This window comes from Sphingomonas pokkalii (assembly GCF_003096275.1).
Lineage (GTDB): Bacteria > Pseudomonadota > Alphaproteobacteria > Sphingomonadales > Sphingomonadaceae > Sphingomonas > Sphingomonas pokkalii.
In genome coordinates this window covers 3,562,020-3,577,113 of the sequence record NZ_QENQ01000001.1, presented here as the reverse complement: position 1 = coordinate 3,577,113, position 15,094 = coordinate 3,562,020, and the positions used below count along the sequence as shown (strand labels likewise).

At 65.4% G+C, this 15,094-nt stretch carries 8 protein-coding genes and 3 pseudogenes; 6 read left to right on the top strand and 5 right to left on the bottom strand.

The genetic code is table 11. The features are described from left to right. Nucleotides 1-226: 226 nt before the first annotated feature. Complete coding sequence (locus DD559_RS16410) at nucleotides 227-1,117, bottom strand: LysR family transcriptional regulator (protein ID WP_116470129.1); 891 nt, start codon at nucleotides 1,115-1,117, stop codon at nucleotides 227-229. Between the two features lie 354 nt (nucleotides 1,118-1,471). Between DD559_RS16410 and DD559_RS16405 the strand changes: the two genes are divergently transcribed. The 5 genes and pseudogenes from DD559_RS16405 to DD559_RS16385 form a co-directional block, all read left to right on the top strand. After that, nucleotides 1,472-4,363, top strand: a complete 2,892-nt coding sequence (locus DD559_RS16405; protein WP_116470128.1) for a TonB-dependent receptor domain-containing protein — start codon at nucleotides 1,472-1,474, stop codon at nucleotides 4,361-4,363. Nucleotides 4,364-4,392: 29 nt separating this feature from the next. After that, complete coding sequence (locus DD559_RS16400) at nucleotides 4,393-6,072, top strand: carboxylesterase/lipase family protein (protein ID WP_116470127.1); 1,680 nt, start codon at nucleotides 4,393-4,395, stop codon at nucleotides 6,070-6,072. A 404-nt stretch (nucleotides 6,073-6,476) separates the two neighbouring features. Further along, complete coding sequence (locus DD559_RS16395; protein WP_206364524.1) at nucleotides 6,477-7,628, top strand: benzoate/H(+) symporter BenE family transporter; 1,152 nt, start codon at nucleotides 6,477-6,479, stop codon at nucleotides 7,626-7,628. Nucleotides 7,629-7,731: 103 nt separating this feature from the next. Beyond that, a pseudogene (locus DD559_RS20485) lies at nucleotides 7,732-7,940 on the top strand (transposase); the annotation flags it as partial. 167 nt (nucleotides 7,941-8,107) lie between these two features. After that, a pseudogene (locus DD559_RS16385) lies at nucleotides 8,108-8,524 on the top strand (transposase); the annotation flags it as partial. Here the strand turns inward: DD559_RS16385 and DD559_RS16380 are convergent. The 3 genes from DD559_RS16380 to epsC all read right to left on the bottom strand — a co-directional run bounded on the left by DD559_RS16380 (nucleotide 8,440) and on the right by epsC (nucleotide 11,772). Continuing rightward, nucleotides 8,440-10,047 (bottom strand): TonB-dependent receptor plug domain-containing protein, encoded by a 1,608-nt coding sequence (locus tag DD559_RS16380; RefSeq protein ID WP_133243847.1) that lies wholly within the window; start codon nucleotides 10,045-10,047, stop codon nucleotides 8,440-8,442. The pseudogene DD559_RS16385 and the gene DD559_RS16380 sit on opposite strands and share 85 nt — an antisense overlap. Nucleotides 10,048-10,113: 66 nt before the next feature. Continuing rightward, nucleotides 10,114-10,533 carry a TonB-dependent receptor plug domain-containing protein gene (locus tag DD559_RS16375; protein ID WP_116470124.1) on the bottom strand — a complete coding sequence of 140 codons (420 nt, stop codon included), beginning with the start codon at nucleotides 10,531-10,533 and terminating at the stop codon, nucleotides 10,114-10,116. Between the two features lie 246 nt (nucleotides 10,534-10,779). After that, the gene (epsC, locus tag DD559_RS16370; protein WP_116470123.1) at nucleotides 10,780-11,772 is read right to left on the bottom strand and encodes a serine O-acetyltransferase EpsC; all 993 of its coding nucleotides are present in this window, start codon (nucleotides 11,770-11,772) and stop codon (nucleotides 10,780-10,782) included. Between the two features lie 252 nt (nucleotides 11,773-12,024). Between epsC and DD559_RS16365 the strand changes: the two are divergent. Next, nucleotides 12,025-12,354: pseudogene (locus DD559_RS16365) on the top strand (TSUP family transporter); the annotation flags it as partial. Between the two features lie 104 nt (nucleotides 12,355-12,458). Here DD559_RS16365 and DD559_RS16360 read toward each other — a convergent pair. Further along, a complete protein-coding gene (locus DD559_RS16360; protein ID WP_133243845.1) occupies nucleotides 12,459-14,894 on the bottom strand; it encodes a TonB-dependent receptor in 2,436 nt (811 codons plus the stop codon). Between the last annotated feature and the right edge of the window lie 200 nt (nucleotides 14,895-15,094).

The window sequence follows — 15,094 nt, the reverse complement described above, 5'->3', positions numbered from 1 at the left end:
GCGCCGCATAGCGGCAGCGGGCCGGCATCGCGATGACGGCTTCGAACGCGGCCCGGACGTGATCAACCGCTTCACCGGGGCGACGCCGCGCGCGATCTGCATCCGCCCTCTTCGCGCGGTTGCCGATCGCCACGGCCGCCAGACCGATATTCGAGCGAGCGTACGCTGCGGGCGCTCACCCGTCCGATCCCTCCTCGGGGTGCATGAGCGATCAGGCACCCCCTTTTTACCGTGCGACGCGCAGGAAATGGTCCAGGAAGCGCTGGGCGGCGGGCGGCAGGGTGCGATCGGCAAGCCGGGCGATGCCGATGGTGCGCTCGAACACCGGATCGATCAGCGGCCGCGCCGCGATGCGGCCGCCGTGCAACATGCGCAGCGTCGATTCCGGCAGCGCCGTGATGCCCAGCCCGGCTTCGATCAGCGCGCCCACGGTGGCAAGCTGGGTGCAGTCATAGAGCGCCCGCGTGGTGACGTTCGCCTGGAGCATCGCCGCATCGGTAAGTGCGCGCACGCTGCTGCGCGGCGCCATGGCGATGAAGGGATGTTCGGCGAAAATCGCCCAGCGCGCCGGCATCCCGGTGTCGAGCGGGCCACCCGCCGGCACCACCAGCACCATCGCGTCCTGCATCAGCGGATCGAACATGAATTTGCCGGTATCGGGCGGCGTGGTGACGGCCAGATCGAGCTGGCGTTCCTCCATCGCCTGGAACAGCGCGCCGGACAGGTGATCGCGCAGCACGATTTCCACTTGGGGATTCAGTACGCGGAAACTCGCGATCGCCGCCGGTAACAGTCCCGCCGCAACCGAAGGCAGGGCGCCGATCACCACCCGCCCCCGCGATCCCGCGAAGTTCTGGGCCAGTTCCGAAAAGGCATGATCGAAATCGGCGGTCAGCCGCTCGACGATCGGCAACAGCGCCTCCCCTGCGCTGGTAAGCGCCACGTTGCGCGAGTTACGGTCGAACAGACGGACGCCGAGCTGCTCTTCGAGCAAGCGGATCGTCCGGCTCAGCGCGGGCTGCGAAACGTTCGCCACGCGCCCGGTCTCGCTGAAGCTGCCATGCTGCGCCACCTGCATGAACAGGCGCAGGCTGGTCAGGCTGGGGGTCCGCCGCATCGCCCTCTCCCATCGATCCGCTTTTGTTATCTGTTCCGGCGATCCTTCTATTCATGGAAGAGATGTCGGCGCAAGCGACCCGCCCTGGCTATCATTCCATTCTTGTAATCGATCGATCCACTATTTCTATTTCTTTACTGAATAGTGATGCAGCATAGCTAATGGCGAGCGAAACCGGCGTGAAAAGCCGGGCGCGAGAGGGGGTTCTGAAACGCGTGCGGCGGCGGCATTGCCCGCGCCGGCCATGGGCGCTTGCCTGCGCCAAACCCGCTTTCCGTCCGCCCGATCCGATCGGTATTCGCCGCGGGGCGAGCGATCGACATCGTCCCGTCAGATAACAGATGGGAGGATGACATGAAGGCACCGAAACGGCTCTATCGGTCCTCGGCGAGCAGGAGCATTCTGGCGATCGCGTGCGTGCTGGCCCCGCCCGCCTGGGCCCAGCAGGCCGCCCCCGAACCAGCACAGACGGTGCCGGACAGCGAGGCTGTCGCCGATCCCCTGGCTACCGGGCAGGAACAGGAAATCATTGTCACCGGCACCAACATTTCCGGCGTGAAGCCGGTCGGTTCGGAAACGGTGACGGTCAGCCGTGATCAGATGCTGGCAACCGGCCTCACCGACGTTGCCTCGGTGCTGCAGACGCTGCCGCAGGTGCAGAACAATCCGAACTCCGGCGGCTCCGGCCCGGTTTATCGCCAGGGCGGCACCGCCGGCTATGGCGGCAATTCGACGCAGGGAACCGCGATCAACCTTCGCGGCCTGGGCACATCGGCAACGCTGACGCTGGTTGATGGCCGCCGCGTGGTACCCAGCGGCGCGGCGACCACCTTCACCGAAGCGATCCAGCTGCCGATCGCCGCGATCGAGCGTGTCGAAGTGGTCAGCGACGGCAATTCGGCGATCTATGGCTCGGATGCGATTTCCGGCGTGATCAACTATGTGCTGCGCAAGCACTTCACCGGCATCGAAATTACCGGTCGCGGCACCGTCACCCGTTACAATAACCAATGGGGCGGTTCGATCACCGCCGGGTACGACTGGGGCAGCGGCAACGTCATCGCCACCTATGACTATGACTATCGGGAACCCTTCGCCAATGGCCGCTCGAAGTTCCTGCGGCGCGATCTGCGGCCTTTGGGCGGGCCGGACACGCGGGCGGTCGATGCGACCCTCGGCGTCACCGGCCCGACGCTGATCGTCGGCGGCAACGGCAGCCCCTATAGCTATTACACGCTTCCCCCCGGCGCAGGCCAAGGCACCGGCTTCGCACAGCTTACCCCCGGCGCGAACCTCGTCGATTCGGCGGACTATACGGACTTCCTGGGCAAGCAGAAGCGCCACCAGGCAGCACTGATCGTCAACCAGGATGTGAACGACGCGATTTCGGTGTTCGCCCAGGGATTCTACACCAAACGCGACACGCTCAGTCGCGCCTATGGCAATAGCCGCCTCGGCAACAACATCACCATCTGCCAGGGCAGCCCCTATTATATCGGCGGAGCGCCCGCCAATGCCGCGTCCTCCAGCGCCCTTTGCGGCGGGGCACCGGGCCAGCTGGTCGCGGTCGATCCGCTGCTGTTCTTCAACGGCCCGTCCGTCACCTCCAATCCTGCCGAGACGATCAGCGTCACCGGCGGGTTCACCGGCAAGATGCCGGGCAGCTGGAAGGTCGACGGCTATTTCACCTATGCGCACGATTCGACGTGCGGGATCTGCAATTATGACAACAACGCCAATGGTGCGGCGCTGTCCGCGGAAATCACCGCCGGCCGGATCAACCCGTTCACCACGTCGCCGCTGACCAGCGCGCAATACACCACCTTCATGGGATCGAACGTCCAGCTGGCGTACAATACCTTCTACGACAGCGTCCTGAAGCTCGATGGGCCCTTGTTCGGCCTGCCCGCCGGATCGGTGCGCACCGCGTTCGGCGGCGAACTTGCCTATAACCGCCAGCATCTGGTGAACGGCAGCAACAACGCCTTCGAGAATAACCCGACCAACAACAGCTATGCGGTCACCAACGACACGACCGCCCGCCGCACGACCGCATCGGCCTTTGCCGAACTGTTCGTGCCGATCCTCAGCGCCGAGATGGGGGTGCCGCTGGTTCGCGCGCTCGATCTCGACGTGGCGGTCCGCTACGATCATTATTCGGATTTCGGCTCGACCACCAATCCGAAGGTGGGGGCCACCTGGCGGGTGGACGACGCGCTGTCGATCCGCGGCTCCTGGGGAACCTCGTTCCGCGCCCCGGCGCTCACCGATACCAACCCGCGCAATTTCTCCGCCGCGGTGATCGGGGTACCGGTGGCGAACGGATCGGGCCGCCCGGACATCGGCTTCGTGTTTCCGGGCAGTTCCAGCGCGTATCAGATCATCGGCGCCAATCCCGATCTGCAGCCGGAAACCGCCACGACCTGGTCGGCCGGCGTGGATTTCGCCCCCAAGGCTTCCGGTTTCCGGGCCTCGGTTACGTACTACAACACGCATTACAGCAACCAGATCGTCAGCCAGAATACCGGGCTGTTCCTGTCCAACCCCACCAACGCGGCGCTCTTTGCCAGCTATGTCCTGCCCGTGCGCAATCCGGCGACCTGCGTGAACGGCAATCCGGCGACCTATGATCCCGTGCTCGCCCGGTTCATCGCCGAGCACCCGGCGCTGTACAACGTCCCCGTGCTCGGCGCCTGCTCGGTCAACGTCATCGTCGACGGGCGCTCGGCCAACGCCGCGACGACCTTCCAGGACGGTATCGACGTGCAGCTGAGCTACACGTTCGAAACCGGGATCGGCCGCTGGTTCCTCAGCGCCAACGGCACCCGCATCCTGAACCAGACGCTGCAGACCGTCGCCGGCGGCATGAACCAGCGCGTGCTCGACACCTATTATTACCCGGTCAGCCTGCGGGGCCGCGGGCAGGTTGGCTGGAGCAAGTCGGGATTCGCGGTGAACCTGTTCGTCAACTATGTCGGCAGCTACACCAACACGATCCCGCTACCCAACCAGCCGCAATCGAAGGTTCCATCCTGGACCACCGCCGATCTCGGCATCAATTACACGGTACCCAAGGGCAAGACGCTGCTGGGCGGGCTGCGGCTGGGGCTCAACGTCCAGAACGTGACCAACGAGGACCCGCCGATCGTGCTGACACGCGCGGGCAACAACTTCGGTGCCTATGACGCGTCGAACGCCAATATTCTCGGGCGCGTGTTCAATTTCCAGATTACCAAAAGCTTCTGATCATGAGACTTATCACGGGAGATGCGAGCATGAAGGCATGGATGACAGCGCTGGCCTGCGGGGTCGCCGCCTGCGCGATCCCCGTCGCGGCCGCGGCACAGACCGGCAGCGCGGTGGTGACGACCCAGACGGGCAAGGTCCAGGGTGCGGTGGAAGACGGCGTCGCCAGCTGGAAGGGCATTCCCTTCGCCGCGCCGCCGGTCGGCCCGCTACGCTGGCGGGCACCGCAGCCCATCGCGGCGTGGAACGCCGTGCGGCCCGCCCTCCAGTACAGCAGCGACTGTATGCAGAAACCGTTCCCGAGCGACGCGGCGCCGCTGGGGACCACGCCAGCAGAGGACTGCCTGTATCTCAACATCTGGAAGCCGGCATCGACGGCGGCGGGCACCAAGCTGCCGGTGATGATATGGATCTATGGCGGCGGCTTCGTCAACGGAGGCGCCTCGCCCCCCACCTATGCCGGCGCCAACATGGCCAAGCAGGGCATCCTGTTCGTCAGCTTCAACTATCGCGTCGGCCGCTTCGGCAGCTTCGCACTGCCGCAGCTTACGCGCGAGAACCCGGATGGCGGCCTGCTCGCCAACTACGGATTCATGGATCAGATCGCCGCGCTCAAATGGGTCCAGAAGAACATCGCAGCGTTCGGGGGGGACCCCGCCAACGTGACGATCATCGGCGAAAGCGCCGGCGGCATGTCCGTCCATACGCTGGTCACTTCGCCGCTGTCGCGCGGACTGTTCCACAAGGCGGTCGTCATGTCCGGCGGCAATGCCCAGACGGCACGCAACGGCACGCTGAGGGACGCCGAGGCAATCGGCGAAAATCTCGCCCGCGCCCATGGCATCGATCCCGCCGCGCCCGATGCGCTGGCAAAGCTCCGGGCACTTGGCGCAGAACAGGTGACCGACGGCCTGAGCATGATGGAACTGTTCGCGCCCAAGCCCGGCCCGCGCACCTATGGCGGCCCGGTGGTGGACGGCAAGCTCCTCGTGGATCAGGAAAAAGCCTATGCCAGCGGGGATTTCGCAAAGGTGCCGATGCTGATCGGCGCAACCAGCGCGGACATGGGCGGCAAGAGCGGCTTCATGATCGCCGGCGCACGCGAGGCCAGCGCGATGGTGGCAAGCCAGAAGGTGCCGGTCTGGGAATATCGCTTCTCCTATGTGGCGGATTCGGTTGGCCAGCCGGGCGCCGGCCATGCCACCGAAATTCCGTTCTTCTTCGACAATGCCCGGATCAAATACGGTGCGGCGACGACCGCGAAGGACGAGCAGATGGGCAAGACGGTCAGCGCCTATCTTGTCAACTTCGCCAAGGCCGGCGATCCCAATGGCGGCGGGCTGCCCGCCTGGCCGCGCTTCACAGCGGCGGGGGACGAGATCCTCGATTTCGGCGCCGATGGGAAGGCGGTCGCGGGGCGCGATCCCTGGGGATCGGAGATCGATGACATCCAGACGCGCACCAAGGCGGCCCTCGCCTCGGGGCACTACAATAGCCTGACGACGCCGATCGGCACGATGCTCGACGATCCGGCCGCGCGTGCGATCCTGATGCGCCATGCGCCGGACGTGACCGGCAATCCGCGCATCGACATGGCACGCGGGCAAACGCTCGCCGGTATCCAGGCCTATTTCCCGGCCCAGCTCACCGATGCCAAGCTCCAGGCGATCGACACCGATCTGGCGCAGATCCCGGGCAAGAAGCAGTAACCGGCCGCGCCGGGAGCATTTGGCAGGGCACGACCGCCGCATGCTCCCGCCGGCTTCGGCGCGCGTTCCAGAACGGATCGATCGGCTCGGCGCGCGCCTATGCCGTGCTGATAGAGTGCGCCCGGGGATGAGCCGCCAGCCGCGCTTGCGCAGCCTCGCGGCGAACAAGACGGTCGCGCCGACCCGCGCTTCGCGGACAATCCCGCCGTGCCGGGCCAACCTGGCGTCCACTTTCTGCGCCGGCGCACCGGTAATGGACGATGCCGGCTTCATCGTCGGATCCTATGCGGGATCGACCGAAAGTTGCGCTCGCCCACCCGCGCCAAGCGCTAGCCTTTGCGCCGCGCGACGTTCACGATCGCGCGCTGGTCCATCTTTATAGAGAGCGCTTGCCCATGCATCGAATGCCGCCGCCTTCCGCCTGGATTTCCGCGTTCGTTGCGACGTTGGTAGGGTTCGGCGGCACCGTCGCGCTGGTGATCCAGGCGCTGCAGGCGCTCGGCGCAACGGGGGCACAGATCGGGACCGCGCTCACCGCCCTTTGCCTCGGCATTGCGATCGGCAGCGCGGTGCTGTCGATCCACCAGCGGGTACCGGTGATCCTCGCCTGGTCGACGCCCGGCGCTGCGCTGCTTGCCGGCGTGTCGGGCCTGTCCTGGGAAATCGCTGTCGGCGCGTTCGTCTTCGCGGCGCTCGTCGGAATCGCGTTCAGCCTGATTCCGGCGCTCGGCCGGCTGGCGGCGGCGATACCCCATGCGATCACCGCGGCGATGCTGGCGGGCGTGCTGATGCCCTTCTGCCTCAACCTGTTCCGGCTGGGCAGCATCGATCCGCTGCTGGTCGCGAGCCTCGTCATCCTCTTCCTGGTCGCCCGGCAGCGCATCCCGGTCTATGCGCTGCTCGTCGTGCTCGGTGCCGGCATCATGCTCGCCCTTGCCCGCGGCCAGATCGGGGCCGTGGCGCCCGGCGCGGTGTTCGGCAGCCTCGTGCCGGCGCCGATCGCGCTCGATGCGGGCGCGCTGGCGAGCATCGGGCTGCCATTATTCTTCGTGACGCTCGTGTCGCAGAACCTGCCCGGCCTCGCAGTGCTGCGGGGGGCGGGATATCCGGCGCGGCCCACGCCGCTACTGCTTGGGGCGGGGCTTGCCAGCCTCGCCGCGGCGCCGTTCGGCGGCCATGCGGTCAACCTGGCAGCGATCACCGCGGCGATCTGCACCAATGAGGAGGCAGATCCCGAGCCGCGCCGCCGCTGGAAGACGGGGTTGCTCTATGGCGGCTTCTACCTGCTGCTGGCCGCGTTCGCGCCGGTTTTGGTGCGGCAGTTCCTGGCATTGCCGACAACGCTGATCGCGGCGCTGACCGGCATCGCGCTGCTCCCGCCCCTTGGCGCCGCGATCGGCAGCCTCGCCACCGCCCCGCAGGACCGCGACGCCGCCATCCTGACCCTGCTCGTCACGGCCTCGGGCGTCTCCATGTTCGGGCTGGGATCGGCGCTGTGGGGCATCGTCGCCGGGCTCCTCGCGCTGGGCGCCGCCCGCTTGCTGAAACGCCAATAGCCCCGGAAGAGCACGGGTACCGAACGGCAAGGCGCTGATCAAGACCGAGCGCGGCTTCGGCTCTCAGCGGGCGGCAGAGGGTGAATCGCTATTCTGAGGGCGCGTCGGCCCGGTGACCGCGGGCGCGATATGGCATTCGCGCCCGATCTGCGCGCCTTCGCCAGCGGCCGAAACTTCGCCGCGTGGCTCGGCTTGGTCCCACGGCAGCAATCGACCCGCGGCAAGACCCGGCTCGACGGCGTAAGCAAGATCGGCCCGGCCGATATCCGCAAGCTTTTGATCGTTAGCGCGATGAGCAGGATCCGTCGTTCCTATCCCTTGGCAAACAACCAGCCAAGGAATGTTTTAAAGTTCAGCGTCCCGCCGGCAGAAAACGCGCGCAGACGCACGATATGCACCGTCACGACTTCGCGACAAACCCGCTTCCAAGCCGGCGTTATAGGCGCCGTGGCGGGTGCCAGCGAGGTTGACGGCGAACGGGCAAGAAGGTTGTCGGGCGCAAGCGACACATCGCCGTCGATACCGATGGCCGGCTGCTGATGGTCAATCTGACCACCGCCGACATTTCGAACAGCGCGGGTGCTCAAATCATCCTCGAGGAGATCCGCAAGCGCTGGCCCTGGATCAAGCATCTCTTCGCCGATGGCGCCTATGATCGGCTCAAACTCATGGACAAGGCCAGCTATCTCGACTTCGTCGTCGAGGTCATCCGCCGCAGCGACCAGCAACACGGTTTCAAGGCTCTGCCCCGACGATGGGTGGTCGAGCGGCCCTTCGGCTGGATGATCCGATGGCGCCGGCTGGTCCGCGACTACGAGCGGCGCATCAACATTTCCCAGGCCATGATCCTCGTCGCCATGGGAGATAATCTCCTACGCCGAAACGCACATCCATGATTTTCCAAACGGACTCTGACCAGCTTGGTATGCGGCTGCAACACTTCCAGTTCGCCGATCTTGTCGCCGCCGAAAAAGGCCGATCCCGCGGCCAGCAGCGACATGCCATTGGCCCCGAAGAGCTGCGACGGGGTGGCGACGACATCGGTGACCTTGGTCCTGGAATAGTTGAACGCCAGCGTCGCGCCGAGCCTGCCGAAAGGCCCGAGCGTGCGGCTATAGTCGGCGACGAGATCGAAGCCCCTGGTCTCGGTGTTGGCGGCGTTGATGAAATATTCCGCCTGCTCGATGTCCGAGAGCCCGTTCGCCGCGAGGATCGCCGAGATGCCCGGGCCGAACAGGCGTCCGGTACGCTCGATCCGATCCCGGATGCGGATGTAATAGCCGTCGAGCGTGACCGACAGCGCAGGTGCCGGGGTGAACACCAGGCCGAGCCCGGCATTCAGGCTCTTCTCGGCCTTGAGCGGCTTCGCACCGAGCAGCCGGCCGACCGTCGAGGTGGCGGTGACCAGCTTGGCCACGGTCGGGCGCAGCTCGGTCTGGCCGGTCGCGGCGTTGAAGAACGAGGAAGTACGGCCGTCAGTTTGCGCATAGCCGATCTGGGTCAGCGACGGCGCGCGGAAGCCGGTGCCCACGGTGCCGCGCAGCGCCAGCGTCGGCGTCAGCTCATAGCGGCTGTTGAGCTTGAAGCCGGTCGGGCTGCCCGATCCGTCGCCATAATGTTCGGTACGGATCGCGACGCCGATATACCATGCGTCGGTGGGGTAGAGGCCGATATCGACATAGCCGGCATAGACCTTGCGACTGATATCAGCCTGGTCGGCCGGCGACAGGACGATCGCGCCCTGCACCACCGGCGAGGCGACGCGCCCGACATTCCAGTCATATTGCTGGTCGCCCGGCCGGAAGGTGTAGGTCGCAGGCTGGTAGGCGAGCGGATCGCCTGCAAAGGTGCGGAAGCGATCGAGCCGATATTCACCACCGATCGAGATTTCCAGCGGCTTGGCCAGCCCGATGTCGATGCTGCGGTGCAGATCGACATTGTGGGTCCATTGGCGGAACTCGAAATTCGCAAGGTTCGACCATTTGGTCGGGCTGGCGGCCCCGAGCGATGGCCGGACGGACAGGTTCGAAAACTGGTGGCTGAAGTTGCGGCCAAACGACGAGGAAACGTCGAAATCCCAGCCCGCCAGCGTACCGCGCAGGCCGGTCACGAACTGGAAGTCGTCCTCGGCGATGTTGTTGAGCGGATAATAGCCGTCGGGGAACAACGCGGTGAAGTTCGCGGTGCTGTTGGGACGGCGGAAATTGTTGCCGATCTGGGCATCGCGCTCGCCATAGGTGCCGAAGCTGTAGAGGCTGACATCGGCGGACAAGGGCAGCTTGGCGTTGTAGCTGAGGTTGAATGCCTTGATCTGCGGGTCGCCACTATGCGCGCCGTCGCGGATCCACTGCGCGTTGCGGGCATTGGCGGCGGCGATGTTCGCATCGACCTGCGCACGGGTGAGGCCGCTCGTCGCCACCACCTGGTCGATGGTGCGCCCGGCGGGCAGGCCGTAGAGGTTGGTGTCGGTGGCCGGCAGGTTCCACTAGGCGCCGCCCGGCTTGCGGATATCCCCGCTCAAGATCAGGAATCCGCCATTGTCGCCGATCTTCGTGCCATAGCGCAGCGTGCCCTTCCAGCTATCGGGATCGCCCTTGGCATCGTAGAGCGTCCCATAGGTGATATCGCCGCTCAGCCCCGGCTTGTCCGCCAGCTGGATGTTGATGACGCCGGCGATCGCGTCGCCGCCATATTGCGCGGCGGCCGAATCCTTCAGCACCTCGATCCGGTCGATCGCGCTGGTCGGGATCAGGTCCAGGTCGACCGGGTTGGCGCCCGACGTGTCGGTCGGGCTGTTGTTGAGGAACGCGCCGTTATGGCGCCGCTTTCCGTTGACCAGCACCAGCGTGTAGGCCGGGGAAAGGCCCGATTGGTGACGGGCGCCCGATCGAGAAGACCCCGGCATTGGTGGCACCGAAATTGAGCGAAGGCAGCGGCCAGCGTCGTGGTTGCAAGAAAGGCTGTGGTTATTTTCATCGTTGCGACCCCCGGAATTTTCAGGAGCCGTTTATTTCCCATATTCTTGATGGGAAAATAAATTCCAACGCGCGATCGATGACAATCGCTCAACTGAAGCAAAGCTTTCGCATGAAAAAACTGATGCTTTCAACACCGACCCGATGCCGCCGTTCCTCTTCGCCGTCGCCGTTCGCTAAATGAGACCGCGCGGGGCGTCAGAGTCCGCTTCGTCGACGACATTGCCCCTGGGCAGCGCGGAGACGTCGCCCCGCGCGCGCTCGGCAAAGGCCTGGTGGATCACGCTGCCCGGCGGCACGCTCTCGGTGAGCCAGACATTGCCGCCGATCACCGCACCCGCCCCCACCGTGACGCGCCCGAGGATCGTCGCGCCTGCGTAGATCACCACGTCGTCCTCGACGATCGGGTGCCGCGCCACGCCCTTGGTGAGGGTACCGTCCTTCTCCGAGGGGAAGCTGCGCGCACCCAGCGTGACCGCCTGGTAGATGCGCACGCGCTCGCCGACGATCGCCGTCTCGCCGATCACGACGCCGTTGCCGTGATCGATGAAGAAGCTGCCGCCGATGCTGGCGCCGGGATGGATGTCGATGCCGGTCTGCGAATGGGCGATCTCAGCGATCACGCGGGCGATCAGCGGCGCGCCGTGCCGATACAGGCTGTTCGCCAGCCGATAGGGAATCACCGCCTGGATGCCGGGGTAGCAGATCAGCACCTCGTCGACGCTGCGCGCCGCCGGATCGCCGGCATAGGCTGCCTCGATATCGGTATCGAGCACGCGGCGGATGGGCGGCAGTTCCTGCGCGAAGGCCGCGATGATCCGCCCGGCCTCCGCCCGCGCCGCGGACTCCGGAGTCGTGCAGCGCGCGACGATCTCGAGCTGCACCTGGTCGCGCAGCGCCGCCAGCGCCCGGCCGAGCGCCTGCTCGACATAGCTGGCCTCATTGTCGACCTGCACCGAGCTCGGCCCCAGCCGCAGAGGAAATAGCGCGCCCGAAAGATCGGACAGGATCAGCTCCAGCCGCCGTCGCGAGGGGAAGCGCACCAGCGCGCAGGGGCCCGGGCGATAGGCGGCGCGCCAATCCTCGCGGGCCGCGAACAGCCCGGCAGCGATCTCCGCGACGTTCCATTCGTCCGCATCGGGGCTGCCCTCTCCGTACGTCCCCGTCATCGAGCCGAGACCGACCCGCCCCGGTGGATGCCGGGGGCCGCTTCCGTAAAACCGCAATGCACTGTCATGGCCGACACGATATTCCCACCGGTTCGGTATGGAAGCGATAAGAGCTACGCCGCGTGAAAGGCGAAGTTGCTCCCCCTCACCGGGTGCACGCCCCTATCACCATGGCGGCCACGGCCTGTGATCCGCCGGTCCGCATCCGATTGCCGGTGTCGTTTGCTCCCGGCAATCCGATTGCGAGGCCCTATGATCCTGGCGGATATCAATCCCTTGTACTCGATCGCCGGCGTGCTAGTCGGCCTTCTCGTCGGTGTGACCGGTGTCGGCGGCGGATCGCTGATGACGCCGCTGCTGGTGCTGGCGTTCGGCTTCCCCCCCGCGACCGCAGTGGGGACCGATCTGCTCTATGCCTCCGCAACCAAGTCGGTCGGCACGGTCGTTCATGGGGCGGGCGGTACGGTGGACTGGAAGGTGGTCCGCCGGATGGCGCTTCTGCAAGGCTTGGCAGGTCGAGCCAGCCCGCTTCTCGTCAATCTCGCCCACGCCGCCCTAAAGGCTGCCATAGGCCGGAATATTCTTCGAAAGACGGACCGGCAGGCAGCGTGCCATCAAAAGGGCGAGTTGCCCCTGCCGTACAGGGACGTTCCAGGGGCCGGACGCCCGGCCCCTGGGGGTCGGTGTCAGAACTTCACGCGAACCTGCACGCCGCCGGTCCGCAGTTCGGGCAGGCCGACGAGCAGCGCCGAATAGTTGTTGGTATATTCGAACATCGGCGTGAACATGAAGTTGTCGTATACGCTGACATATTTCTTGTTGTTCAGCAGATTGGTGACGAACGCTTCCACCGAGACGATCCCCCGGGTGATCCCGGCCCGCGCGTTGAACACGTGCCGATCGGGCGTGCGGACGATATTTGCCTGGTTGGACCAGACCCCGGACTTGTAGTTCCAGTCAAGCCGACCGAACCAGGTGGTATCGTCCATCCCGCGGACATTGCCACCCAGCTGGATCGCACCCACCGCCGAATATTTCGAACTGTTCGGCTGTTCCTTGCCGGTATAGTCGGTGATGCCAGACAGCGTCGTCAGCGAACGGTTGGTGAAGGCGTTGATGTGGCTCAGATTGACGGCACCGCCCAGTTCGAATGTCACCAGGTCGCTGGCCCGCCATGATGTCTGGGCCTCGACGCCGTACAGATCGACCGACCCGGTATTGGCGCTGCCATAGAAGAAGGCGCCCGCACCGCCCACGACGACGACGATCGAGTTGATCTGGTTCCGCCACGGCGAATAATAGCCCGCAAGCGAATAGGTGAGCGTATTGTCGAACGCCCGCCCCTTGATGCCCGCTTCGTAGTTGGTCACCTTTTCCGGCGCCACGCGCAACGTCACGCCCGCTGCAAGCGCCAGCGCCTGCACCTCTGGGGTCGCCGTGATCAGGCCGGTGCTGAACGCGCCGGGGTTCACGCCCTTCGCCACCGACGCGTAGAGCATCGTGTTCGGCGTGACGTCGTAATTGACGATCACGCGCGGCAGGAAGTTGCGGTAGGTCGAATCCACCAGCAACGGGCCCAGCCCCGACGGCACCGGCGCACCAGCGCGCGGATTATAGGCATAGGAATGGTCGATCTGGTACCGGCCCTCTACGCTGACCGACAGCGCGCTGGTGAGGTCGTAGGTGGCGCCGAAGAAGAAGCCGAGCGTCTTTGCCCGATCGGTGCCGCCGCCGGCGGCGAAGACCGTCGTGCCTAGCCCGCCATTGCCGCCGCCGATCGAGCCGCGGTTGCGGCCATCGAGCAAGCTGACGCCAGCCACGCCGCGGAACGGCCCGGAATCATAGGACAGGCGGCCTTCGACCGAATAGTCCTTCGAGATCCGTTCGCCGAGATAGGGAAAGTCGAAATAGGGCCGCGAACCCGGGCCGCCGAAAGGATTGGCCAGCGCGCTGGTGTCGTAGGTGTCGAGGTCGGAGAACTGGCTCCAATTCTCGTTGTTATAGCCGGCCAGCACCGTGGCGGTCAGATCGGGCGTCAGGTCGATATCGAGGGTGCCGTGCAGGTGGAAATAGCGGCGCACCATGCCATAGCCCTGCACGCCCTCGGACGGATCGAGCACGCGGCCGATCGGGCTGGACAGGAACTTGTTGATCACGCCATCCGGCAGGCGGTTGGTAGACGGCTGGTTGGCCAGCGACGGCAGCGTGCCGCAGATGAACGGGTTCTGCACCGGGGCGCCGGTTGCGCTGAAGCCGCTCAGCGTACAATTGGACTGGCCCTTGTAGATGAGGTTGCCCGCCGCATCCCGCACGTCGATCGCGGAAATGCGCGTGCTGGCTGAAATGCCGTCTTGATCCTTGGAATAGGCCGCATAGACCTTCGCCTTCAGCCACGATGCCGGCTTGGCGGCGATCAGCAGCGACCCCGAGGTGCTCTTCTGATCGCCCAGCGTGCCACCATCCTTGGCGACCCAGGAACCATCCTTGCCGAAGCGATCGAAGGTCGCGCGGAAGGTGAGTGCCTCCCCGGCGATCGGCCCTTCCAGCTCGGCGCGGAGACGATAGTTCGAACGGCTGCCCGCCATGGTGGTGATGGCCCCGCCCCAATTGCCGGTCGGCACCTTGTTCACCACGTTGATCGCGCCGGCAAAGGTGTTGCGGCCGAAATAGGCGCTTTGCGGCCCGCGCAGCACTTCGATCCGCTCGGCCGCGCCCACGCTGTTCAGCGCGCTGGGGGAGGAAACCGGCACGCCGTCGATAAAGGTCGATGTCGTCGTCGCTACCACCGTCGACGGCGTGAAGCCGCGGATGATGACGCCCTGGATCGTGCGATCGGCGCGGCCGGAGGAATTGTTATTGACGTTGAAGCCCGGCGTATTGGCGGCAACATCGGTGATCGAGACGATCGAGCGCTTCTCGATCTGGTCCGCCGTAAGCGCGGTCACGGTCACCGGCGTCTTGAGGATATCTTCCTCCCGCTTGCGCGCGGTGACGACGATGACGCCTTCCTTCTCGGCGTGTTCCGCCTTGGGTTCTTCGTGCGTGTCCTGCGCAAATGCCGTCACGGGCTGACCGATCGCAAGAATCGTCGCGATCGCTGCCATAGATGCCAAATTCTTCATGAAGCCCCCGTCCCTGATTTTGTGATGGCCGCCGGTGCAGATCGTGCGCCGCACTCCAAGCGCAGGCCATGGATAATCAAAGACTGACTCGCGACATAATCTCTTAATAAAAGCTATCCGTCAGGCGAATATTCCTTCTGAAATTACGTATATCTTTTCAGAAAAGCACATGGAGGCCCGCGCCATAGGCGAAGACCACC